The sequence below is a fragment of the Candidatus Saccharibacteria bacterium genome, assembly GCA_034521515.1.
GTDB lineage: Bacteria > Patescibacteriota > Saccharimonadia > Saccharimonadales > JAXHMH01 > JAXHMH01.
On record JAXHMH010000002.1, the window covers coordinates 682,771 to 706,252 of the forward strand.

Sequence of the window (23,482 nt, forward strand, 5' to 3'; positions counted from 1 at the left end):
ATAATGGTAGGAGTAAGAAAATAACTCAGGGGGTATGATGGGACTAACAAAGCAGCAGTTAATTGGTCTTTTTGCGGGACTCATTATTGTAGTCGGCGGTGTGTTTGCATATATGTACTTCACCGGCGATGATGTAACCAATCAACAAAACCAAGAAGAACAAGCCACAACAGATAATAATGACAGACAAACACCCGAGCCTGGCTTTAATCCGGTCGATACAGAAGAGGTCGCCTACATTGCAACGATTTCCGGTTCTGATGAGGACGGCGAGATTTCTGGCACTATCGAGTCTGACGGGCAGGGAAGTATAGTCTATAAGTTTACCGATAACGGTACTAGTTCAGAAATGTACGTCACGCCAGACGGTACCTACGCCTGCCAAGATGGCAGTGATTGCGTAAAGTTCAGCAACAATAATGAAGATTCAGCCAATAGTGCCAGCCCGTTTAACCCGGATAGGTTCAACTTTAACGAAGAAGACTACAACGACTTCCGCGATATTGCTACTTACGAAGGTAGCTCACCTTGCAGCTCCGGAACATGCGATGTTTGGTCATACGTTGATGAAGATACAAATACCGATACCACAACTTACATTGATAACAGTAGTAACCGGATTGTCCGCATCGAGAGCGATGAGGCTAACAGTAGCTTTGTGATCGAATATGATTACGATGTATCTGTGACTATTACACCACCAGAAAATGCCCAAGATTTGTCCAATGTAAACGGTCTTTAGTCCGCACCATTAGCTCCTGCACGTCATACAGAACCCATATAAAAAAGGTAGTCATATGAAAATATGCACGTATCTAAAATCACAATCCACGCCCCTGTTAGAGGACAGTCCTCTGGGTTCCCGACAGATAACTGACCTGCACTAACTTCTTCCCGTTTATCTCGCAGTCTACACTCCGTTCAATGGCAGGCAAAGTGGTGCAGTAATGATACTGTATATTTTATATATCTCAACTAGACAACATCCTGCTGCCAGTACATTTATCGTAATCAAGCTTCGTGGTAATCGAATGACTTATACTGATCTATTTTTATTTCAACGGCATCGACAAGTCTGTTGTGCTCACTGATTAACTGGTTATAGTAGTCTACTTGAGCGTTATAACTGTCAAGAGCATAAAGATAGTTGTTGTACGTTTGACTCTTTCTAGGATTATTTACGGTGTCGCAAGAATACCTGTAGGATGGGCTGTAATAACTATCGTAGTAGTAGGAATTATACGAGTAATCATAGCTATATCCGCAGTCTAGAGTGGTTGACGGTGTAGCGAGATATGTATTATAGGCACTTGCCTGATTGGCATCGAGGCGCATAAGTTTATCATATTGCTGATTAAGCGTAGCGGTGCTGCTTTCAAGACCATCGAACCGGTTTATAATTTCTTGCTCAAGGTTGCGAATTATTACAATGCGACGATACTCTTGCCCTTCATTAACGTCAACTATCATATTTGGCATCGAGATTGTTCCGGATGGGGTGTATTCGTAGTCTGAAGGATCATCTGATATATCTAGATCATTAATAGAGCTTATTGAAACAGCAGGCGTGCCGTTAGACTCATTTACACTGCTAGGTATTTCTCCCGGGGCAAAACCTGGGGCCGTCATCTCCATGTACGCATAGCTAGTTCCAAAATCCGTATATCCGTCTGGGCTTTTGATGCCTAGCGCCATGTGCTGTGCATCAGGAAACAGCATTATCCCAGTGCCATAGCCAAGCTCTTGTAGAAGAGCACTACCAAGATATGTTTTGCCTGTACAAATACCAGAGTTATTGTATATAGTCTCGTATGGGTACTGTGCTAACTCTCTATCTGTTATGAAAGCATCGCTTAGGACCACTTCAGCCTTTTGTTCATCGTAAGGTATGTTTTGAATGAAGCAAGTAGTGAGCTCGACCAACTGATCATCATTTAGTCCGTATTGATACCCTAAGTCTCTTATATCATCAGCCAGTTCAGCGATAAAAGTGTCGTTAGGGTGGCTTTCAGCCAGTCGATTGAAATGTGCGTTATCAAGACTGGATGATTTTGTTGAATTGTAATGATAATACCTGTAGACGCTATCGTAGGTAGCTACATCTAACGTGATTTCATTATCTGCATAATTGCACTCAAGTGTAGTAATATTTTCTCCAAGATTCATTGGTGGATACGCATTAAAAACATAATTGGCGTGGCCAGTAGTGAACCCTGCAAACATCAGCACTAAAAACAAGACACCACTACCATACACTAGCCTTCTGCCTTGAAAGATAGCAGCGATATTGCTGACGCCGATTGTTTTTTGGTTATTTAACTCAAAATCTTGAGTTTCATGAAGACGCTTCACCTTATATATTATATAATCTCTACGTTCAGTTTACAAATGTTTGCTTCACTCTCTGGCTTTTTATGAGATAAAACAGCCAAGCCACAGAAACTGCTAGTCCAGGTATAGACTCTGCGATACCTGGCGTAAAGTCACTTAACATGCCTAATCTAGAAAATACAATTATTCCCGCAACTATTTCAAAGAGCAACAGTAAAACCAAGAAACTTACAATAAATATTCCAAAAGCCCGAGCAGATTTCTTTTTTCTAAAAAACCAAAACCAATAAACAAAAAATAATTGCGCTATGATTATACCCCCAAGTGAAACCATTGCAACATATACAGCAATCGAAGGGAGGACATCTGTATTGCTGTCTAAAACCAACCCCATATTGGTTATGGAATAGTAGGCGTTAATGAAAGGGCTTACAATTACCATAAGCCCAAAGAGTGCAAGCCAACCAGATATTGTCTTGGTATTGTTTATCTTTTTATGGTTGTTCGATTTCGAAGTTTCTTTAGTAGTTTCTCGTCCGAGATAAGCATCAAGAATTTCATTATCGTCTAGACCGATTACCCCGTTTTGATACGCACTAATCATTTCTGAATCAAAATCATCATCACCTTTTAATGATTCGGCATCTCTTAAGAAGCCCCGTGCATCTTCAAATTTTTCTTTTGCTAAAAAAATCATTGCCTGGAGCTGATATAGTAGGTAACGATCAGACCCTATCTCATTGTTCTCCTGATATTTATCAGCGAGCTGATCAAGCCTCGACTGCATTTTTAATATTTCTGTTTTTGACAACTTGTCTTGCTGATAGGCAGCGTCAAGTGCTTCAATATATTTTTTAGTTTTGTGGAAATCTTCAAAACGTCGCTTCATAAAAATCTCTTTGTATTTTGATTATATACGAAAACAAGCCATAAACTAATGCTGGAATACATGATTTGCCATAGAGTCACGTTTAATCTTGCATTTCGATTCGATGCGAAAAAAATATTTTATTTTATGTTATCTTCAGAGTCCTTTAAACTACCCCTTCTGAACGCATGCTCACTCAATCCATTACTGTAATCTGAGATAGTGTTAGAGGACAGTCCTCTGGGTTCCTCTGGGTTCTCTGGATTCTCAAGTAAGCGACTTTGAGCAAGCTGGATGGCTTGAGTCTCGACTGCGACGTCAGCTAGCTTGTGAGCAAGGTAAGGCAAGCCTATGGAGTGACTTACTCTCTACTGCTTTTGGCCGCATTGATTGGCTTGAAGTTATTACGAGCAATAAGAGCTAGCTCGAGCGTCCTGAGCAAGACGTAAAACTGCTCAATACAGGAAATGTGCTAGAGCTATGCACGGGAGATTGGGAAGAGCTACAATTTGCTACTTCTGTTGAACGGGGAGCTTATGCTGGTAATTGGTGCTGTTCGCTTGAACTTCTTGAAATGGTCTGTAATAGTTCTGTCTTCCAGGTTGCTGAATATCCATCGATCAGCAAAGTGATAGGTGAAGTAATTGATATAATTCACTGCATCCTGATTGTATTGAAAAGTTTCCATCACCATATCTTCATTTACAAGCAGCAGGCATCTATACGGACTTATTGGAATTTGAAATATCGCATCAATATAGCCTACTCCTTGGAAGAACGCCGGTCGTTTAGCGCGCTGCTGCGCTGTTAGGTAGTGAGTCACAGGGTTATCGGAGGTTACGAATACTCCTGCGTCGTGCGTTTTACTAACGAGCACCGCCTTCTTCAGCGTGAAAAGTATTTCGTATAACGTTCTGCTCATATCTAGTGCTGCACCCATGAAATACTGATCCATCGGGTCAAACTTAATCTCTGCTTTGCCGTCTAAGAACGCTTTTCTAGAATTCTCAACCTTTTCGTAGTCGTATTTTTCACCGAATGCTTTCTTTGCATCCTTGTGGTACGACTTTTTGTGCGATGCGACAGCTTGCATATGCATTTTTGTTGATTGTCCATATGAGGTCGCCCACATTTTCCGCTCTTGAAGATTGCGCGTATGCTGAAAAGCTATGTACGCGAGTAGATTGCCTTTCTGTTTTTCAGGCAAGTCAATAAAACCATCAGTCATATCATCAAGTAGGCGCATCATGTTTACACCTTCGGCATCTACATCGGCGAGCGCATCTTCTAGCGCTGAATCTTTTTGTCCGGTTTCTACGACGGTGTATGTATAAAAGTCTCTCTGTCCGGCAATATTATGGATATTCGTAATATATGGCTTCTTGCCAATCTCATAAGCAACAATTTGGTCCGGATTATTTTTGGTTGCAAACCGTTTTAGATAACCTTGTGGTACATAATGGTGTATCGCCCCTAATTTATCTTTGCTTGGTTGTCGTTGATCCTCTTTGTTCATATATTTTTATCCTCTGGCTTGATTAAGTCAATCTCAGTACATTTAAGCAAGCTTACGACATGCATGAGCGCAATCAGTGCATTCAGTTTAGAATACTGCATCGGAGATACACCGTGTGTCGAAGCATTGCGAGAGTATTTTTTAGGAATTTTATCACCGTTTTTTGGCCAATACTCTCCATAGCTAGCAGATATCGCGCCAACCACTAGAGCTATACCAACTGACTCCTCCTTCCAGTCTATGGGGTTCTTCTGGCTCGTGATACTTATACGCGATTGCTCATCAAATATTCTGTACAAAAGTGAATCGAGTAGATTAGTGCTCAGCGCCTGACTTGCTTCCCAATGACCACACTCGAATGCCGTGGCAGATTTTTTTGCAAAAACTACGTACTCCGACAAAACGTATGAATCTATCGAATCAAGCACCGTGAAGCCATGCCTCACGATTGACTTATGATTATCACTCAAAATTTTCCTACGATTGCCAGGAGATTCAGATAAAAATATCTTTTCTAGTATATCCCTGGGTGGCGTCCATGCTAAAGGGATACCTTCAGCGATAAGGCTATCTAAATTATCTGGCAAGGACAGATATTCACCATCTCTCCAGTTATCAGGATAACTAGTCGCGATAAGTTCAAGGGACGTCTTTACTAATTTTGATACTTGTCCAATGTGTTGCTGTGTCATTTCTGATAACAGCTTTTGGATCTGCTCGGACTGGGTTCTTGGAAATATTTTTGAGTAGTCAATTTCAGGGATATGAGCGGTCACTCTAAGCGAGTTTTTTAATGTATCGCTGAAATTATTTTCACGCAAAGTGTTGGCAATACTTTTTTGTAGTTTCTCTAAATCATTCTTAGCTTCGTTGTGCTCCCAGCTCATCTAATCTTATTGTATCAGGTAGGCGAGGTCTCAATTTGCATAGATCTTTTAACATAAAGACTCAGCTTAAGCGCTAGACAGCTTTTTTCTTTAGTGAAATTCGACATATAAATTTAATAAGAGTATTTTTAGCTCTTACAGCTCAAGCTAGATGGTGTTAGAAATATTAGACAAAACAGAAACAGCTTCAAAAGTAAACTCTTAGTTATTGTGGTTGGTTTCCTTCTTTATGCCTTCTCAGTGTACGCATAGAACCTGCCCAGGTAAGGTCGTATTCACCCATAAGGCAATTGTTTAAGGGTTATTTTGGTGGCCTTAAGGGGAATCTCCACCTTGCCAAGCCAGAACCTATGCCGTGGTGATGTTGGTGCATAAAAAATAACATCCCAAAGGAGGGAATCATGCACACAACATCATTACTTACAAAACAAGAGTTAAAGAGCATACCAGAGCTCTACAAGTCAGAAGACCTGAAGGTCGATGACATGATCGTTCATGCCAAGTTCTTCACACCCTGGAGTAACTGGACATGGTACGTCATGGAATTTGACGGAGAAGATCGTTGCTACGGCTATGCCAAAGGGAACCCAGAGGACTGTCCTCTAACAGGGAGCAAAATGTTGAATTGTTGGTTTATACGAATAGCTGGTCTAGCATTCCCCCAGCTAGTTTTTGACAGCGCTCTAGGTGTGCGTTGCCAAGTTGTCGTTTGTGACCTTCTGGTTCAGATAACGCCATAGTCTCTTCAAGACTTGCACGGAACTCATCGAGGTGTTGCAGGTCTAACTTGAAGTGTCATTCTTCATGGTGCAGTACAAAATTTTGCGTTGTACAGGCAACGTTCCATTCCCGCTGACTATCCGCTTGTGCGCCTGCCTCTAGGTCATCGGGTGTGATGAACAAATACTCACTTGTGATATCCATACAACTATTGTAATCCAATTACTGCAAAAGATGTAAATATACTTTTCTTTCTAGAGGTCCGTCCTCTAACAGGGGAGTAGAATGTGAAATTATTGATTTATGCTGTTTTGGAGCGTGGTCTAGGCGTATATTCCAAACACACTCTAGGCGACTTTCAATAGCTCAAACAGGTAATACATTTCGATCAGGCTGGCCGCACTATTGATTTTAGTAAAGCGTAGAAGAATGCCAGATGTTTGCAAAAAGTACGCAAACGCACCAATCCACGCTACAAATAGCACGTAACCCATCGGGCCGTTATCGACGGCTACTTTTGTCTTATCTTTCTTTGCCACGATTTATCCTCCTATGCATCTCTAATATCTAGGAACTCTATAAATTCTACAATCGTAATCGCCTCTAATCCTATCTTCATAATGGTCGTAGGGATGGTTTGAGCTTCTGAAATCATTCCACGCAACGCTTGGCATCTCGCAATAGTGATAGTAGGTACTGCCTAGCTTTATGACCATGTACTCTTGCGCCTTGTCATACCATGCGCCTTTTACGGTTGAATCGGATTTATTGAGTGATTCAAAATTACTAGCAGAAATATTTACTTTGTCATCACGATATTTGATTTTGACATAATCAGAGCCTGATGAGAAAAAGAGTAAATATAAAATTACTCCACCGATTAATATTGCAAGTCCAATATGTATCCACGAATAGTCCTCTTTGTGTGTGGTCATTTTGTTAAAGTCGCCTTTACTCGTTTAGATACCAATAAATACGGTACCCATATAAGCGCATAAAAAATGCTGCGTCCTACATCCTTTGAATAATCGCTTATGTATTCAGTTGATAACCCAGCACCAGTTAATACGTTGTAAACAATTGCATAGTCGGCTATTGCATAGATAGCACCGAATGATAATGCAGCAATAGCTACTGTTTTCGCTGCTTTTTTTCGACTGAATATCAGAATTGCTGAACCTATAAGCAAACCTATATATACAATTACTGCAACGTTTTCAAAAGCTGTTAGCGTTGAAAATGTATCGCCAAGCCCAGGTTGATATTCGTTGAGTGCACTTATGTCGGACCCAGATCAGGCCAAGGCCTTCTTGAAATGAAGCTGAAAAGGGACCAAAGCTGTCAAGATAAAGTATGTAATGTAAAAAATGCTAGCCAGCCGTCTAGTCCTACTAGTTTTTTTCGTTTTTTTGCCTTGGTTAGTTCTTTTTCCGACTTAGTACTTGCCTGCGGTTCTTTGGGTGTATCGTTAATTTGATTTATGAGTTGTTCTGCTCGCTTGTATGATTCACCTTTCATTTTTATTGCTTGCTTGATGAAAGCAAGTGCATCATTGTCTTTATTTTGGAAGTAATAAAGTATTGCCTGTAGCTCATATAGCTTGTATCGCGCAGTTCCTAATTTCTCATAATATTGAAAGCGCTCGGCCAATTTGTCTAACTTATTCTGAGAGTAATTATATAGTTCTTGTGGTGCATCACCGCTAGCAATGTCTTTTATGTTCGCCTCAATAACTTTAATCTCGTTAGTATATTCTTCACGAAGTTTTGAGTGCGGTAACTCCATTACTCTATATCTCTCCATGTTCGTTTGGCCTTTTCTGGCTCTAAATCAATTACGTCAGCATCTTCTTCGGCTTTTTCGGAACTCTCAGCAAGTAGAGCACCAATGATTCGTGCACCATAGGTCAAGAATACTGCAAGTATCAGAGTCCAGAATATTTCCCAATGTCCGTTAAGTGCTGATGCTAACATGCCAATAGGCACAACGCCTACACCACCCAAGAAAAGACCAATAATAACGGCTATCCATCCCCATAAGGCAAGCGTAACCGCAAGTCCAAATATCCAGGCGTTTAAACCGTAGACGTATGATGAGATAAAGATAATAATGCCTGCAACGCCTCGTGCTTTTGGAGCTATAGCGATCAACAAGGTGATTATGTTAATTGTAAGTAATATTCCTGTTAGCCAGTTAACGAATGGTTGAATTGTGAATGCTACTCTTGCGCCCAATGTAAATAGTAGAACCGTAGCTACAATAATACCTATGAATATTACGATGCCAAGGAGCGAGCCTCCGATAGATTTCAGTGTTTCCATAATTCAGTCGCTTTACTTTACCTATAGACTAAACTAAAAAGTAAATTTTTTCTAGAACTCGAGTTGAGTTTACTATTCACTTCCGAAATAACGCGTAAATAGATACAACCAGAGCGACTACTTATTTATCGGTTCGTTTTCAAACTGGGCTCCTAGAGGTTCGTACTCTGACAGGGAGTAGAATGTGAAATTATTGATTCATGCTGTTTTGGAGTGTGGTCTAGGCGAATATTCCAAGTACAGTCTAGGCGACGTTCAACAGCTCAAGGTAGTACATAATAGTCCTTCGACAGGCTCAGGGCATTTTCCAGTCTCCGGCTGAAAGCCATGAGCCTGTCGAATGGCTGAGCACGTACCCCATAGATGGAGCTGTTTATCCGCAGATTTATGTATAATCTATGATAAACTTGTCAAAAGGAAAAGTTTATGACAGAGATACCTACAGGTTCGCTATTACCTGGATTCAGCTCGGTAGATATTATAGATTATTCTGCGAGACGTCAGTTTGGCCTACCAGTTTCAGAAAATCTTCATAGAACATGGCATTCGGTTATGTCCGTAGTGACATATCTTGACGCCATCGAAGATGGAGACTACGGACAACAAGGTGAGTTGAACGTCGAGGATATAGTAGGCTTCATAAGTGGCGAGGCAGAAGAAGCTCCTCAATTACCTAACATTCATGCAAGTATCGCTCTTGAAGGTCTAGTCAAAAACTTTAAGCTTGTTGGGCTTGAAGATAGTCATCGCCAGGAATTCGTCGATAATTCAATTAGTCTTGCGTTGTTACATGCAGGCAATCCTGTTGACTCTTCCGTTAAGTCTCTAACTCGCCATAGACTGGCGCAAGGTAGATTGTTTGGAAAGCTGTTTTCTGACGTTGTCCCAGATGTGTGCCGTACGGATAGATTTGAAGAATTTGAAGAATGGGTTCAGGTCGTTGGCGCAGTATCAGAAGTAGTTGACAGCATCTGGGATCTTTCAGAAGACCATCGCACAGGTAAAACTGCAGTGCAGCCAATATTGAAAAATCGAGCACTGCTGGCATGGCACGCGACACCTGAATCCATGGTTGCTGCTAAGAACATGAGCCCAATGCTTGCAGGTAAGTTGGCGGTAAAAGCTGTACTTTTTGGGGTTAATCGTTCAGGGCGGTTCAACGCTCATCGTACAAAATAACTAAAACAGGTAGTACATAATAGTCCTTCGACACAGCTCAGGACATTCTCTAGTTTCCGGCTGAAAGCCATGAGCCTGTCGAATGGCTGGATAGACGGGACGGTGACCAAACTTTTTCTATTGATGACTTCGACCCTGAAACGGAAATTGAACAGATTAAAAAACTCTTGAAGAATGAGCAGGATGATAATACTTGATGCTGTTATATCCATCATAAATAGCAAGATTTACTCATTTAAAACTGTATAACAAAAGTTCATTTGAGGGTAACTAATCGTTTGCAATAGCAGTAAACTCATGTAACATATGAATATGCGTTCATATGATGATGACGACAACGTGCTTAATTTATTTAAGCTTTTAGCCGATAAAAATAGGTATAACATAATTCGGCACTTGAATATGCAAGAGGACTGCGTGTGCACGATGGCCGAATCGCTCGACATGGATCAGTCATTATTGTCGCACCATCTCAAAAAATTGAGTACTGAGGGCTTGGTGCAAACCAGGAAGGTCGGATCATGGGTGCATTACTCGCTAAATGTTGAGACATTTAAGCGGTTCGAGGAACAATTCAAGCGTGAGCTGAGTATTGAAAACTACAGCCCGTCACTTTGTGTCGACCATGAAGCATGCAAAAAATTAACGGAGGTAAAATAATATGTCAAACGTAATAATATACGATCCACCTATGTGTTGTTCGTCTGGTGTTTGTGGCCCAAATCCCGACGAGAGTCTAATGGATGTCGAAACCATGCTGGCAGAGCTTAAAAAGTCTTCTTTTGAGGTTAATCGCTACTTAATAAATCAAAGCCCAGAAAAATTCAAAGAAGATCCAAGGATCATTAAACTCATACAAGAAAAGCAACTAAAAGTTTTACCAATTACAGTCGTAGACGGTGAGATTATAAAAACAGGCAGTTATCCCACGATAGATGAAGTGCATGCCGCAAAGAAAGGTTAGTTTATATGGCAACTAAGTTCTATTTTTTCTCAGGTAAAGGCGGCGTCGGCAAGACGACTACATCATCTGCTACCGCCCTACATTTAGCTGGGCAGGGTAAGAAAACTCTCATCGTCACAACAGACCCCGCGTCAAACTTGGCTGATGTATTTGATCAGAAGATTGGGCATGATATTACCCCAATACAAAGCGTTGATAATCTCTTTGCTATGGAGCTTGATCCAGATATCGCAACCAGTGAGTACAAAGAGAAAACTTTAGGCCCACTCCGGGACATATTGCCAGCAGAAAGCCTGACGGTTATCGAGGAGCAACTCAATTCTCCGTGTACGGCAGAAATGGCGTCGTTTGATAAATTTACGGATTTTCTGCAAGAAGGAACATTTGATGAAGTTATATTTGATACCGCACCTACCGGCCACACGCTACGACTACTAGAACTGCCGGTTGAATGGAGCGGCGTAATTGAAACCGCTTCAAAAGAAGGCAGTAGCGGACAGACATGCATAGGTCCAGCAGCAGCCCTTGCTGAATCAAAAGAAAAATTCGATAGAGCCATAGAAGCGATGCGGGATAAAAACACGACAAGCTTTACGTTTGTGCTTCGGCCAGAATCAACCTCAATACAAGAAACCAAACGATCCATAAAAGAACTGCAGCGTCTTGGCATCGAGTCAATTGACCTTATAGTCAACGGAGTCTTTCCTGCTGAAGCCGTAGATAACCCTCTTGCTATGAAGCGACAGCAAAAGCAAAAAGAGTTTCTTCGTATAATCATAAAGACATTCAAGACTGATCCAAAAATATTGTACTTACGTTCAAGCGAGATTGGTGGATTAACGAAATTAAAAGAAATTGGTGAAGATCTGCACCTTAGAACGCAGCGTTTGTCTGACTATGCTTTTTCATCAGGTAAAGCAAAAACTCTAAAGACCATATCTTCATATCCAAAAACTGACTCGAGCATAGTTAAACTACTTACCCCAGATCCAGACTATCAAACACGGACTATTTTCTTTGCGGGTAAAGGAGGGGTAGGAAAAACAAGCGTGTCATCGGCAACTGGTCTGTGGCTAGCCGAAAAAGGCTATAAAACGCTCGTTCTCACCACTGACCCAGCCTCTCACCTTAAGGAGGTCTTCGGTCAGGAGATTCATCATCACCCCACTCCGCATAAAGATGTACCCAACCTCGACCTAGCACACATCGATGCCGAAAAAGCTACTGAAGAATACAAGGAAAAAATTCTTTCTCAGGCTCGAAAAAAATATGACGCCGAAAGATTGAGTGCTATAGAAGAAGAACTGGATTCACCCTGCACTGAAGAAATGGCTACATTCGAAAAGTTCATGGACTACATGAGCCAAAGCGAATACGACATTATCGTATTCGACACCGCACCGACCGGTCACACACTGCGGTTGTTGAACCTACCAATTGCTTGGGATAAACAGCTCGAGATAAAAACGCTAAATCAAGAACAAGTGACAGAAGTAGACAAAGCAACTAAAGAACGTTACGACAAAGTCATCGATAGGCTACGAGATCCACGCAAAACAACATTTAGTTTTGTGATGTATCCCGAAACAACGCCAATCATCGAAGCACATCGAGCAGTACAAGAGCTTGAATCTGCAGGAATCACTACCACGCTCGTTGTTGCGAATTTAGTGATTAATGATTCGTACGCAACAAACAATTTCTGGAAAGAGCGTCGTAGTATGCAACAAAAGCACCTTGATGATATGAAAAAGAAATTCAGTGGAACGATTGCCACCCTCGATATGATGCCTGATGATTTAAACGGTATAAACAATCTAAGAGAAGCGGGATATTTACTATATGGAAAAGAATAATTCGACACAGAAGGTATTGTTTGTCAGCCGCGATGATGCGGTAAGCGTAAAAGTCGCGCAAGCGATATTCAATACACTCGTTCAAAAATATGCACTAGAGTGGACTGCCGATGCAGCTGTATTGAATTTAGAATCTGTAGACCAGAACCATCCAATATCTGAGCCCTTGCAGGCGAAGGGATATAAGACGGAGGGTATACATACTAGAACTCTAAACCCGAGCGATTCTGAAAGATACCGTATTGTCATAACGCTTGGTCAGACGAGTACACCATCAACATACGTCGATGCCGACATCGAAGTATGGGATCGGCCAAATAAATCCAGCGGTAGCAATGTAGACGCCGAAGAAATAGTACGACAAATTGAGGCAAAGGTAGTGAAGCTGGTCAACAAACTACATGAATACATGGACCCTCGCCTAGCTAGTCAGCTACAGGGCTTTGTATCTACTGTTTTTGATTATGTGCCAGAAGTCGTCGAGTTCAAGAAAGCGAAGGACGATTTACATGCTCATCCTGAGTCGCTCGCACTTTGGCAGAAAAAACAAGAGATTCAGGAGACAATGAAAACATTGCAAGATAGCGGGCTCCCAGTCGATGACCAGCAACAACAATTGTTGAGCGAAACGATGGCGAAAATGCGCGATGATGCAAATATAATGCGCTATTTACGTGCTGAAACATTTGTAAAACGTGCTACAGGATACATCGGATATATATTAGAGCAAAAAATCGGTGTTGATTTTGCACCAAGGAAGGAATGTTAACTATGTCTAAAACGAAAGCAGTAAAAACCCCCAAGCAAGCAGCCCGTGAACTAGCTGATATCATCAACGAAACCAAGGAGATGAAGTTATATAAAAAAGCTATGGAAGAATTACAGGCTGACAAAAAAGCCCAAGAACTCATTCGTCAGTTTCAGGAAACTCGCGAAACGGTTATTACGCTACAGCGTAGTGGCATAGATGCCGGAGAGTCCATGGATAAGCTCAATTCTCTTCAGGGTGAAATCGGGAAAGTTACAGCAATACAAGACTTGACCAAACACCAGGCCAACATACAGAAAATGACGCAGGATCTAGCAATAGAAATTAGCCAGAAAATAAACTTTGAATTTAGTGTCCCTCAATCTGGTGGCGGAGGCTGTTGCTAACAGTCGCTCGTCACGTCTCTTAATATAAGGCGTGATAACCAGGGTAAAACACTTATATCATTCTGGGAGAGAAAGGATTCGAACTTTGCCCAGAAGAGTTATTTTGAACTTATGAAGTAAATATTGTTTAGTTGTTAAAATAACCAAACCGAAACAACAAATGAAAATCTCAGAAATGCAATTTGGCTGACCTTATGGGTCTAGAACATCTACTTATTAGCTTCAGAATCTGCTACTTTATCAAGAGTGTAGACATCTACCTTTTCTACAACCTTTTTAACTTGAGTAAAAAACTGTTTAAACTCCGGGCTCTGGCGCCACTCGTCTACTACCTCTAGGCTTTGCCAATCACGGTACGACAGAAAATGGCTTAAATTGGTTTTATCCCGTAACAATCTAGCCCTGCCAGCACTAGGTGACTCTGATTGATTGGCAAAATCTTGCCATAGTTTTATAAAGGAGTCTTCCTCTCCTGGCTTAATGTGCCAGCTGCCACACATAAATATATTAAATTCATTCACTATTAATCTCTCCATCTGAAAGTTACTGATTACATTATAACATCTGGCTGGGATGGAGGGATTCGCTTTCGTCGATTAATCTCCGAAAGTCCCGGGGAGCAAAGACATTTCGCACCCGTTCGAATCCCGCGCAACCAAACAAAAAAGGTTTGTCAGCAAGCTAAAGCTTACAAACAAACCTTTTGGCTGGGGATGCAGGTCAGAAACATTTAAATATGTACATTTTATATTGTCTAACGGCCGTCGATAGGTCTGCCAACTTGCTTAATGCACAACAACTGAGTGCTCCAGAAGCAATTAATAAATTTCGGAAATACCAAAGTCCCAATATAGATTATCGACAAACACCAATATCTTTAACTTTTAGACTTCAATGGTTTGTTTTATAGCTATTCTGTTGTTTGTCCATCAAATTCTTCTTCACTGGCTTCAGCTGGTTCTAATTTGTCGAATTCAATGCCGTCTTTGTGGTGCGGTGGTGAGTATATGGTGTACAATTTTAGCTTTTCAGTGTCAGAAGTATTAATGACATTATGTCTAGCTCCAGCAGGTACTATTACTGCGCTACCGTCCCGTACTGTGTGTTCATTATCGTCAATCACTACTTTACCTTGGCCTGTTTCTATTCTAAAGAATTGATCATTATTTTGATGTGTTTCTAAACCAATTTCTTGGTTTGGATTCAAACACATCAGTACAAGTTGGGAATATTTGCTCGTATAGAGTACTTTTCTATACTTATCATTTTCTCTAGTTAATTCCTCTATGTTTTGTGAATAGCCTTTCATCAATGTCTCCTCTGTTACAATGCTTGGCTAGGGCGGAGGGATTCGAACCCCCGATCACGGGACCAGAACCCGTTGCCTTACCACTTGGCCACGCCCTACTGCTAAGAAAAGTATACCAATTTTGAGTGTATGATTCGACTCACCTCCGGCGAGCCCGATCACGGGGTCCCTTCGACAAGCTCAGGATAAACACCACCCGTTGCCTGGACTTTATCCGCCTATGGCGGAACTTGGCTAATCCCCAATGAGGTGAGCTTTAGCTCATAGTACTCAGTACCTAGTACCTAGTACACAGTACACAGTAGACAGTACCTAGTACTTGGGATGCTGCGTTTTCTGACGAGGTTATTTTAACAGATTAACGGTGCAGGGGCTAGGCGCGTAATGTCAGGTAAATAGGTTGAGATCCTGGATGTCGTCCGGCAAGAAGCCTTTTTGGTGCTGGAAGTTGGCTTCCCATTTGTAATCTTTGCCGTAACCTAGATCTTTCATGAGTTTGGTCGGGGCGTTGCGCACATGTAGTGGAACTGGTAGGTCGGGGTGGTCGCGGGCGGCGCTGGCAGCTGCGGTCATAGCGTTGGCTACGGTACGGGACTTGTCACATTTGGCTAACACCAGCGCGCAGTGAAACAGGTTGTACTGACACTCTGGCATACCGATGCGTTCTACTGCCTGGAAGGTTGATACAGCTAGGTTTAGCACCGGCGAGGCTGCGATACCGACATCTTCTGAGGCAAAAATTACCATCCGACGGGCAACAAACTTGGGGTCTTCACCAGCTTGTAGCATGCGCGCCAAGTAATATAAGGCGGCATTGGCGTCTGACCCGCGCATGGATTTAATAAATGCGCTGATGACGTTGTAGTGGGTTTCGCCAGCTTTGTCATAGCCGGGTACACGGCGTTGAGCGGCCGTTTCCACGACTTGTTTAGTTACTGGTTTTTTGCCGGCCAGCTGCAGAGCCAACTCTAGATTACCGAGCGCAACGCGGGCGTCGCCACCAGATAGCTCGGCAATCAGATCAAGACTCTTGGCGGGGACTTGCTTGGCAGTAAGTTTCTCTGATTTTATGGCAGCTTTAAGCACCTGCATTATGTCGGTTTTGCTTAAGGGTTCTAGCACCAGCACACGACTACGCGATAGCAGCGGATTTATAACTTCAAAGCTGGGGTTTTCGGTGGTTGCTCCTATCAAGACGACAGTTCCAGCCTCAACATGAGGCAAAAAGGCATCTTGCTGGGCTTTGTTGAACCGGTGAATTTCATCTATGAATAAGATAGTGGTCATGCCCAGACGCTGATTAGCTTTGGCGTGCTCGATAACCTTGGTTACATCGGCTTTGCCGGCAGTGACGGCACTTAGTTCAACAAACTCGGACTCTGTCTCACTAGCAATAATTCGTGCCAGAGTGGTTTTGCCGCTGCCTGGTGGACCCCATAAAATCAGGCTGGTGGGGCTTTGTTTTTGTATGATTTCGCGCAGTATCTGACCTTTGGCTAGCAAGTGCTCTTGACCAATGACATCAGCCAGTTTTTTTGGCCGCATTCGTTCGGCGAGAGGTGTACCATACATAACAGTAGTATAACCTGCTTGCACAGTTGATGTCAGGTGGTATACTTCTTGCGATTAATAGAAAAATAAAAACAGGAATAGACTAGATGAAAAACATACATAAAAATCAAACCGGGTTTTCGCCGGTACATATTGTTGCCATTGTGGTACTGGTTGGAGTGATTGGCTTTGTGATAGGTAACGTGGTTAACACGCAGCGCAAAAACCAGGCCAGCCAACAAGCAGCAGAGCAAGCCCAGCTTGATTCAAAATTTGCCCAAGCTGCTGAGAAAGATTTGGCACTAGCAGAGCAAAGCGAGGAAAAAACAGAATCTGAGAAAACAGAAGATGAAACTACGCAGGACGAACCAAAGAAGACAAGCGGCACAACCGAAACCGTAAAGAAGAAACCAACTGACACAACTACTGATAAGGACAAAAAAGAAAACGAAGACCCAGATTACTATAAATTCAGCCTGACTGGTCTATCAGCAGAAAAATCCGGTAGCAATGTAGTAGTATCGGCTAGCCTGGACAAATCTCGCAGCGGTAAATGTAAACTTTATATGAAGAAAAAATCTGATACGAGTGTTAAAAAGTATTACGAAACGACAATTTCTAGCCAAAGTACCTGCAGCCTTAATGCTCCCCTCGCGGATGTAGAGGGTGAATTGTGGCATTACTATATGGAGTATCACAACGATAAGAAAACAGTAAAAGCCAACACTGACTGGAAAGACCTGAGTATCTAAATAATACTCGACTAAGTCTATACGCTTTTGTTGGCAGAAATATTGTCTTTCAGACCATCGAGCGCGACAACCCAAGTAGGTGCTTCATATGTCGATGCATCAGCTGAGTAATCCGCTTTTTCTTGCCTGTCGAGTGTTGCAAGCTCCTCTGTTTTTACAAATCCAAATAACCATTTTTTGAAACTACCGTATTCGAATACGTCATCTATTGGTAAAGAATCGCGGGTAATTACAACCAGTGAGGGGACTTCGATGTAATCTGTGTTTTGACCGAACCATACAGCAGCTTTGCTCCCTGATGTAACGGCTATTGGGGTGGCTTTTTCGTGTACGTGATATCGCTCAAAGAAATCATGGTACATTCCTGAGCCCTCCTCTAGAAGTTTAAAAGGTATTTCAGGTGTGAACTGAGCGTCTAGGGTAAAAGTCTCTGGCGAAAGCCTATCGATTTGTGTCATGGCAACACAGTAATATCAGTGCAGAATTTATTCAAGCGTAAGTGTAAATCTTTTTTCAAAATGTAGATACTTCGTGGTATTTTATAAGTAGTTTTGGTAACTTAGCGGCGTAAGCGGGGGCTATGAATGAAACACGTATACACTGATTCTAGGGGTGGTCTGCATCCAGTACACCTCATTATTATATGTATTATTATCATGTTATTGGCTGCCTTTGGTTGGTGGTTATGGCAACGTAACGAGCCACAACCTATTGAAGAGTCGGCGGAAGAAACCTCTATACAAGTAGACTCGGATGAGGAGCCAGACGAGGCAGCTCCAGAAGAAGAACCAGCAACACGCATTGCGGTGTCTGAGAGCGGTGGTTTTGAGGTAATGATACCGGAAGCCTGGCTTGATACGACGTGTGATGGAGTCGATTCGCTGTTTGTTGCGCCAAACGATGATTTATTAGGTGTGTGCGCAAGTGAGTTCGGAGGCTTGATATCTATCACTAAGACATCCGGTGATCGGCGTTATGAAGAAACGGCGTTCATGGCACGAACCGATATCAATGACCAAAGTTTCTTGGTAACTGAGCTTGACGGAATGCCAGCAACCCGAGCTGTCTATACACAATCTGAGGAACCGATAGTTGGCCCGCCGATTGGCACGCAGTACGTTAGTGTGGTGGCATTTGACGGTACCGACAGCTACATATTGACCTACACTCAATATCCTGACTGGGGCAATTACCAACTGGAGTTTGAGGAAATTGTCAGCAGTTTTAGTAGAGACTAGAGCTTTATGTCTAATAACCGCCCAAGTAGGAGTGTCGGTTCATTAGTTGCTGCATAAGATTCGATACCACTTGAAGGTACTTGAGTTTCCGTATAATTGGGTTCAATAGGTTTACGTGTCGGTTGAGGTGTAGGTTTAGGTTGTCGCTCGCTCCATAGACGGGCAACAGTTGAATTGTCGGTAATCTGCTTCTCAAGATAGGGTGACAGTGGTTCAGATAGGTTGATAACTTCATCCGGGTACACAGATTCCATAATATCATATTAACATAATATTCAAAACTAGTCAATGCTACGTTTGCACAATAGTGTTATAAATGTTATAATACACTTATGAGTGAAAAAGAGTTATTTGACTTAGTTGAATACTTTAAAAACGTTGACAATCGAGTGCACGAAACGGATCTTAATGAAGGGCAACATTACTGGCTTACTGAGCTTTTAGGTAATAATAAACTTCGTATAAATCCGGACGAGTGTGTCTCTAGAACCCTAACCATTATTCGATCAGTAAAAGTGTTGCAAAACGAAATATTTGACGTAGAGTTTTCTATGATTGAACCAGACCAAGAGGGTTCGATGTCGTTGAACTTTCAAATGAAGGACGGACTCTTCGTACCTAACGAGAACTGTAAAATAACAAATGCTGGATTAAATATTTGTGAAGCCTATTTCATTCCGGTAGAAGAAGCATAAGAAGTAAACGGCGTTTCGCCGTAAGTTAGATGCGCTATACTTAAGTGTATGGGCAAACTAAAAAACGTTTTACTAGTGCTGGGGTTAGTGATATTACTAGCAGGTATTGGCTGGTATTTTTCTAGGGAGTGGCTAATGCAGCAATTTTTTAGTCCGTCAGATTCGGCGACAACAGAAGGCGTGAGTGAAGTTTCAGACAGACAGCAATCAGAGATTGAAGTGATAGCGACGAGCCTAGATGTTCCCTGGGAAGTTTTGCAATTACCTAGCGGCGACTTACTGGTGACTGAGCGTAGCGGGAACCTGGTGAGGATAGGTCAAGGCGAGCAGAGGTATAAAATTGATGGCGTAGCTCACCGTGGTGAGGGCGGTCTTTTAGGTATGGCGCTGCACCCAGAGTTTGAGGGCAACCAGCAAATTTATTTGTACATGACAACCGAGACAGCAGGTGGTTTGACCAACCGAGTTGAACGGTATAAATATAACGAGAACGGATTGAGTGAACGTACTAGTATCCTAGAAGGTATCCCTGGCGCCTCTTATCACGATGGCGGACGGATTGCTTTTGGGCCGGATGGATACCTGTATATAACCACTGGCGATGCTGGCGATACGGCACTTGCGCAAAGTACAAGCTCGCTGGCAGGCAAAATACTACGGGTCGATGAAAACGGCGAGATACCTGATGACAACCCGTTCGGTAATGCCGTGCATAGCTATGGTCACCGTAACCCTCAGGGCATTGCCTGGGATGATCAGGGAAGGATGTGGTCAAGCGAACACGGCCGGTCGGGAAGATTGTCCGGGATGGACGAGCTAAATCTGATTGAGCGTGGAGTTAACTATGGTTGGCCGGTGATTGAGGGCGATGAAACGCGTGAAGGTATGCAAGCTCCTGTGATTCATTCCGGATCGGACGTGACATGGGCTCCGGCCAGCTTGACATATTGGGATGGCTCACTCTTTTTTGGTGGACTACGCGGGGTGACGCTTTATGAAGCGAGGCTTGGCGAGGGTGAATCTGTTGATTTGCAGGCTCATCTGCGGGACGAATACGGCAGGATACGAGCGGTGACTGTCATCTATAACGACCAGCTCTACATCACCACATCCAACACTGACGGTCGGGGTGTTGAACGGTCGGGTGATGATAAGTTGATACGCATAAGCGGCGGCGTGTTTCGTGACTGAACTACTAAGAGGTCTTTATTAGCAGCAGCATAAGAGTTATAATTGCGGCACGTAATGTCAAATAAACAAAATCAAGTTAATCGGCTGCAAGCCAGTGTCGTTGGAATCGGGCGAGTGCATTTTGCGTTTATCGCTATCTTGGCGGCGCAAATCGTGGTTTATGATGCTTGGGGGTTAATAACCCCGCAGATGGTGTTACACCGCTGGATAGCGGTCGCCGGACTTTTTGTGGCGGTAACAGTGGTGTGGTATTTAGCAAAAGTGCTAAAAAAGCGCAGCGTAGCTTTGTATACAAGTCTAACCTTCGCGCTCATTACGGCTGATCTCCTGTTCGTATCGTTTTATGTATATTTTCAGCGCGGCATGGCCAGTCGGGCAGTTGTCTTGTATTTGATACCAATTATTGTGTCAATGCTACTGCTTAGTAGATCGGCAATATTTGCCACCGCTGCATTAGCGGTCGCTGCCTATGTCACAACTGCAGTGGCCTATTTTGTCATGAATTTTAACGAGGGCTACAAGGTAGAGCTATACGGCGAAGTCGGCTTTTATGCGGCTTTGTTTTTAATTGTCGCTTCACTACTATGGGTAATTATTAGGCCAAAAAGATGATTGATATTAGCGACGAAGCGTTTGAAAAGATGGTCACGGATGCTATTGATGATATTCCGGAGCATTACGGGAACTTTATCAAGAATGTTGGCTTTGTGGTTGAGGACGAACCGTCACCTGAGCAACGCGAGCGGCTGCATCTTCATCACGGTGTCACGTTATTTGGGCTATACGAAGGAGTGCCGTTGACACAGCGCAACAATAACTACAGCGGCGTACTGCCAGATAAAATAACGATATTTAAACGACCCATGCAACACCAGGCGTGGACATACGAGGAATTAGAAAAGACCGTAAAAAACACTGTTTGGCACGAGGTGGCGCACTACTTTGGCTTGGATCACGACAGGATTTATCGATTAGAAGGTAAAGACAGAAAACATTAGTCTGTGCCGGTGTTTGTTTAGTCAGAGAAAACGCGCTAAAATGCTTGTGATTACACAAAATAAATAATAAACATGACAAAAAATCACTATATTCGGTTTAGGCCAGGACCAACACTACAGCTTTTCATGGCGATGATTCTGTTTGTGGCCTCGGCTGCGGTGGTGAGTGGCGGTAATTTGCCGTTGTGGGAAGAAGCCGCCTTTTGGACATTCTATAATCTGCCGAATTTTGTCGAGCCCTACTTGCTGGCAATCACCCAACTGGGGAATATTTTTGTATTATTCGGGTTGGCAATTTTTTATGCCGTATATCGGCGCTATGGAATATTATTGAAGCTCCTATTAAGCGGCTGTTTGGCTTATGTGGTGTCGGGTGTAGCAAAAGATTTATTGGGGCGTGGACGGCCGGCTGAATTTTTCAGTGATTTAGTGGTGCGTGACTATATAGTGCGTGGGCCTGGGTTTCCTTCTGGGCATGCGGCGTTAGCAACGGCTATAGCAGTTACTTTATCGACCGTGCTGCCGCGAAAGCACAAATGGTGGGTTATGACGGTGTTAATCGGTGGCGTAAGTATCTCTCGTGTATTTTTAGGCGTTCACTTACCGATGGACGTGGTTGGCGGTATTGCTGTGGGCTGGGCTTGTGGCGAGGTGTTTAAATATGTGGATATTGTTGATAAGACCAAGCATCCAAAACCAGGGATAACCGACAAGTTAAGGAAGAAAAAAGGCAAGGCTAAAAAGAGCTCAAAACGTAAGCAAAAAGGCTTGAAGGCTAAAAAATAAGGGCGTATTATATGGGTGGAAGTGTGAGGCTTCCATTGACCTGCAGGCGACTGCCTGGGGTCTAAAAATTTGAGAGGAGGTGATTCCTCCTCTGACGCGCAGGGAAAATGAAGTACATTTTCTCTGGCTGCTCTCCTCCCAATATGGACATACTTTCAGCGAAGTAAATCCGCATGAAAGATGGATTTGATAATGAGTACGGCCGCCAGTTGCTCGCAAAGAAATCCGCTTATACACCCAAGCGCAAACGCCAAAACTCCGAGTTACGCTCACATACGGAGCCAAAAACCGCAGATGATATGTCGTTAATGAACTCCGGCTGCTCTCCCTCGAACTTAACATGCATTTAGCGAAATAAACTCGCAAAAAGCATAAAAATCGCAATCTAACCCGAGTAATAACTTTGCCTAATTTACTGGCAGGAGTGGCAGAGGCCGCGGATTTCTAGTTGGTGATCGTTGCTCTCAAAGCCTCTGTAGTGCCGAGTCTATCAAGGTTTGCCTCAGGGCTTTGTCTTCTGGCAGTGCCGGTAACGCTACCGCATTTTAGACAAGTTAAGTGATGATGATGGCCACGGAACTTGTCGTTAACTCCCAACTTGGAGTGCCATCCGAGTTGTAGCCGTGATTATGCCAAGACGTTCAAAAACACGAATATTGCGATACACAGTTGCCTGATCTTGTCGAGGTAGAAGCTTGATAAGGTCACGTATAGTCAGTGCATTATGCTTCTGCATGATAAAAAATAATCGCATACGCTGCTTGGTTACGAAGTGACCGTGACTCTCTGAGTCTTTTTGAATGACAAGAATTCCTGATTCATATAGGCGATTTTACGACAAATTGCGAATTATTTGCGGCAAATCACAGGAACGGTCTGAAAACTATGCCAGTACATAAACAAATAAATTATTATTACAAACATATAGATTGGACTATTCATGGCGACATATTGCACATTATATTTTCTCATTAATCGGCGGATTTTCTCATTAATCGGCGGTATATTACTGCTGAAAGTAAAAATCTGCAGATAAGTTAGCGTTTTATGCCACACCATTTGCGGAACTTTGTCGGCTGCGGTGTTCCTAGATTTATTAAAAGAAGGTATACACGAAGGCGAAAAAGGCGATAGCAAATATGGTACGAAGTTGAAGCACGTTTGA

30 protein-coding genes and 1 tRNA gene are annotated in these 23,482 nt (G+C 42.8%); 15 read left to right on the top strand and 16 right to left on the bottom strand.

From position 1 onward, the window contains the following. The first annotated feature begins 34 nt into the window (after nt 1–34). Nucleotides 35–742 (top strand): hypothetical protein, encoded by a 708-nt coding sequence (locus U5K77_03585; GenBank protein MDZ7744807.1) that lies wholly within the window; start codon nt 35–37, stop codon nt 740–742. 269 nt (nt 743–1,011) lie between these two features. Here the strand turns inward: U5K77_03585 and U5K77_03590 are convergent, their stop codons facing one another. The 4 genes from U5K77_03590 to U5K77_03605 all read right to left on the bottom strand — a co-directional run bounded on the left by U5K77_03590 (nt 1,012) and on the right by U5K77_03605 (nt 5,602). Beyond that, complete coding sequence (locus tag U5K77_03590; protein MDZ7744808.1) at nt 1,012–2,352, bottom strand: hypothetical protein; 1,341 nt, start codon at nt 2,350–2,352, stop codon at nt 1,012–1,014. 25 nt (nt 2,353–2,377) lie between these two features. After that, nucleotides 2,378–3,220 carry a DUF2569 family protein gene (locus tag U5K77_03595; protein ID MDZ7744809.1) on the bottom strand — a complete coding sequence of 281 codons (843 nt, stop codon included), beginning with the start codon at nt 3,218–3,220 and terminating at the stop codon, nt 2,378–2,380. 481 nt (nt 3,221–3,701) lie between these two features. Then, nucleotides 3,702–4,715: a DUF4238 domain-containing protein gene (locus U5K77_03600; GenBank protein MDZ7744810.1), complete on the bottom strand. Its 1,014-nt coding sequence runs from the start codon at nt 4,713–4,715 to the stop codon at nt 3,702–3,704. Continuing rightward, nucleotides 4,712–5,602: a hypothetical protein gene (locus tag U5K77_03605; GenBank protein MDZ7744811.1), complete on the bottom strand. Its 891-nt coding sequence runs from the start codon at nt 5,600–5,602 to the stop codon at nt 4,712–4,714. The genes U5K77_03600 and U5K77_03605 overlap by 4 nt, the downstream gene beginning before the upstream one ends. 401 nt (nt 5,603–6,003) lie before the next feature. Here U5K77_03605 and U5K77_03610 point away from each other — a divergent pair, with 401 nt between their 5' ends. Further along, nucleotides 6,004–6,342 (top strand): hypothetical protein, encoded by a 339-nt coding sequence (locus U5K77_03610; protein ID MDZ7744812.1) that lies wholly within the window; start codon nt 6,004–6,006, stop codon nt 6,340–6,342. A gap of 55 nt (nt 6,343–6,397) precedes the next feature. Here U5K77_03610 and U5K77_03615 read toward each other — a convergent pair whose 3' ends face one another. The 5 genes from U5K77_03615 to U5K77_03635 form a co-directional block, all read right to left on the bottom strand. Next, nucleotides 6,398–6,526, bottom strand: coding sequence for a hypothetical protein (locus U5K77_03615; GenBank protein ID MDZ7744813.1), 129 nt, complete (start codon nt 6,524–6,526; stop codon nt 6,398–6,400). A 143-nt stretch (nt 6,527–6,669) separates the two neighbouring features. Further along, nucleotides 6,670–6,861 (bottom strand): hypothetical protein, encoded by a 192-nt coding sequence (locus U5K77_03620; GenBank protein MDZ7744814.1) that lies wholly within the window; start codon nt 6,859–6,861, stop codon nt 6,670–6,672. A gap of 21 nt (nt 6,862–6,882) precedes the next feature. Further along, a complete protein-coding gene (locus U5K77_03625) occupies nt 6,883–7,257 on the bottom strand; it encodes a KTSC domain-containing protein (GenBank protein ID MDZ7744815.1) in 375 nt (124 codons plus the stop codon). Nucleotides 7,258–7,663: 406 nt separating this feature from the next. Next, nucleotides 7,664–8,107, bottom strand: coding sequence for a hypothetical protein (locus U5K77_03630; GenBank protein MDZ7744816.1), 444 nt, complete (start codon nt 8,105–8,107; stop codon nt 7,664–7,666). Next, on the bottom strand, nt 8,107–8,643 hold the full coding sequence (locus U5K77_03635; GenBank protein MDZ7744817.1) for a hypothetical protein: 537 nt from the start codon (nt 8,641–8,643) through the stop codon (nt 8,107–8,109). The genes U5K77_03630 and U5K77_03635 overlap by 1 nt, the downstream gene beginning before the upstream one ends. Before the next feature lie 426 nt (nt 8,644–9,069). Between U5K77_03635 and U5K77_03640 the strand changes: the two genes are divergently transcribed. The 6 genes from U5K77_03640 (at nt 9,070) to U5K77_03665 (ending at nt 13,797) form a co-directional block, all read left to right on the top strand. Beyond that, entirely contained in the window at nt 9,070–9,822 is a 753-nt protein-coding gene (locus U5K77_03640) for a hypothetical protein (GenBank protein ID MDZ7744818.1), read from the top strand. Nucleotides 9,823–10,128: 306 nt separating this feature from the next. Then, nucleotides 10,129–10,482 (top strand): metalloregulator ArsR/SmtB family transcription factor, encoded by a 354-nt coding sequence (locus tag U5K77_03645; protein ID MDZ7744819.1) that lies wholly within the window; start codon nt 10,129–10,131, stop codon nt 10,480–10,482. 1 nt (nt 10,483) lies between these two features. Beyond that, complete coding sequence (gene arsD / locus U5K77_03650; protein MDZ7744820.1) at nt 10,484–10,786, top strand: arsenite efflux transporter metallochaperone ArsD; 303 nt, start codon at nt 10,484–10,486, stop codon at nt 10,784–10,786. Nucleotides 10,787–10,791: 5 nt separating this feature from the next. Further along, a complete protein-coding gene (locus tag U5K77_03655) occupies nt 10,792–12,642 on the top strand; it encodes a TRC40/GET3/ArsA family transport-energizing ATPase (protein ID MDZ7744821.1) in 1,851 nt (616 codons plus the stop codon). Further along, on the top strand, nt 12,629–13,411 hold the full coding sequence (locus U5K77_03660; GenBank protein ID MDZ7744822.1) for a YlbF family regulator: 783 nt from the start codon (nt 12,629–12,631) through the stop codon (nt 13,409–13,411). The genes U5K77_03655 and U5K77_03660 overlap by 14 nt, the downstream gene beginning before the upstream one ends. A gap of 2 nt (nt 13,412–13,413) precedes the next feature. Further along, a complete protein-coding gene (locus U5K77_03665; GenBank protein ID MDZ7744823.1) occupies nt 13,414–13,797 on the top strand; it encodes a YlbF family regulator in 384 nt (127 codons plus the stop codon). 209 nt (nt 13,798–14,006) lie between these two features. Here U5K77_03665 and U5K77_03670 read toward each other — a convergent pair whose 3' ends face one another. From U5K77_03670 to U5K77_03685, 4 genes are all read right to left on the bottom strand, one after another. Continuing rightward, entirely contained in the window at nt 14,007–14,318 is a 312-nt protein-coding gene (locus U5K77_03670; protein ID MDZ7744824.1) for an antibiotic biosynthesis monooxygenase family protein, read from the bottom strand. 389 nt (nt 14,319–14,707) lie between these two features. Next, nucleotides 14,708–15,106, bottom strand: coding sequence for a cupin domain-containing protein (locus U5K77_03675; protein ID MDZ7744825.1), 399 nt, complete (start codon nt 15,104–15,106; stop codon nt 14,708–14,710). A gap of 24 nt (nt 15,107–15,130) precedes the next feature. Next, nucleotides 15,131–15,204 (bottom strand) — tRNA-Gln (locus tag U5K77_03680). 289 nt (nt 15,205–15,493) lie between these two features. Then, complete coding sequence (locus tag U5K77_03685) at nt 15,494–16,678, bottom strand: replication-associated recombination protein A (GenBank protein MDZ7744826.1); 1,185 nt, start codon at nt 16,676–16,678, stop codon at nt 15,494–15,496. Nucleotides 16,679–16,764: 86 nt separating this feature from the next. On the opposite strand from U5K77_03685, the gene U5K77_03690 reads away from it, so the two are divergent. Then, complete coding sequence (locus U5K77_03690) at nt 16,765–17,409, top strand: hypothetical protein (protein ID MDZ7744827.1); 645 nt, start codon at nt 16,765–16,767, stop codon at nt 17,407–17,409. 17 nt (nt 17,410–17,426) lie between these two features. Here the strand turns inward: U5K77_03690 and U5K77_03695 are convergent, their stop codons facing one another. Further along, nucleotides 17,427–17,867: a hypothetical protein gene (locus U5K77_03695; protein MDZ7744828.1), complete on the bottom strand. Its 441-nt coding sequence runs from the start codon at nt 17,865–17,867 to the stop codon at nt 17,427–17,429. 126 nt (nt 17,868–17,993) lie between these two features. Between U5K77_03695 and U5K77_03700 the strand changes: the two genes are divergently transcribed. Beyond that, nucleotides 17,994–18,647 (top strand): hypothetical protein, encoded by a 654-nt coding sequence (locus tag U5K77_03700; GenBank protein ID MDZ7744829.1) that lies wholly within the window; start codon nt 17,994–17,996, stop codon nt 18,645–18,647. On the opposite strand, the gene U5K77_03705 is transcribed toward U5K77_03700, so the two are convergent. Continuing rightward, complete coding sequence (locus tag U5K77_03705) at nt 18,644–18,901, bottom strand: hypothetical protein (protein ID MDZ7744830.1); 258 nt, start codon at nt 18,899–18,901, stop codon at nt 18,644–18,646. The genes U5K77_03700 and U5K77_03705 overlap by 4 nt on opposite strands. A 78-nt stretch (nt 18,902–18,979) precedes the next feature. Between U5K77_03705 and U5K77_03710 the strand changes: the two genes are divergently transcribed. The 5 genes from U5K77_03710 to U5K77_03730 all read left to right on the top strand — a co-directional run bounded on the left by U5K77_03710 (nt 18,980) and on the right by U5K77_03730 (nt 22,317). Continuing rightward, nucleotides 18,980–19,342 (top strand): hypothetical protein, encoded by a 363-nt coding sequence (locus tag U5K77_03710; protein MDZ7744831.1) that lies wholly within the window; start codon nt 18,980–18,982, stop codon nt 19,340–19,342. Between the two features lie 48 nt (nt 19,343–19,390). Beyond that, nucleotides 19,391–20,533: a PQQ-dependent sugar dehydrogenase gene (locus tag U5K77_03715; protein MDZ7744832.1), complete on the top strand. Its 1,143-nt coding sequence runs from the start codon at nt 19,391–19,393 to the stop codon at nt 20,531–20,533. A gap of 54 nt (nt 20,534–20,587) precedes the next feature. Beyond that, nucleotides 20,588–21,145: a hypothetical protein gene (locus U5K77_03720; protein ID MDZ7744833.1), complete on the top strand. Its 558-nt coding sequence runs from the start codon at nt 20,588–20,590 to the stop codon at nt 21,143–21,145. Then, nucleotides 21,142–21,531: a metallopeptidase family protein gene (locus U5K77_03725; protein ID MDZ7744834.1), complete on the top strand. Its 390-nt coding sequence runs from the start codon at nt 21,142–21,144 to the stop codon at nt 21,529–21,531. Before U5K77_03720 ends, U5K77_03725 begins: the two co-directional genes overlap by 4 nt. Nucleotides 21,532–21,603: 72 nt before the next feature. Then, nucleotides 21,604–22,317, top strand: coding sequence for a phosphatase PAP2 family protein (locus U5K77_03730; protein MDZ7744835.1), 714 nt, complete (start codon nt 21,604–21,606; stop codon nt 22,315–22,317). A gap of 586 nt (nt 22,318–22,903) precedes the next feature. Here the strand turns inward: U5K77_03730 and U5K77_03735 are convergent. Then, on the bottom strand, nt 22,904–23,128 hold the full coding sequence (locus U5K77_03735) for a transcriptional repressor (protein ID MDZ7744836.1): 225 nt from the start codon (nt 23,126–23,128) through the stop codon (nt 22,904–22,906). Between the last annotated feature and the right edge of the window lie 354 nt (nt 23,129–23,482).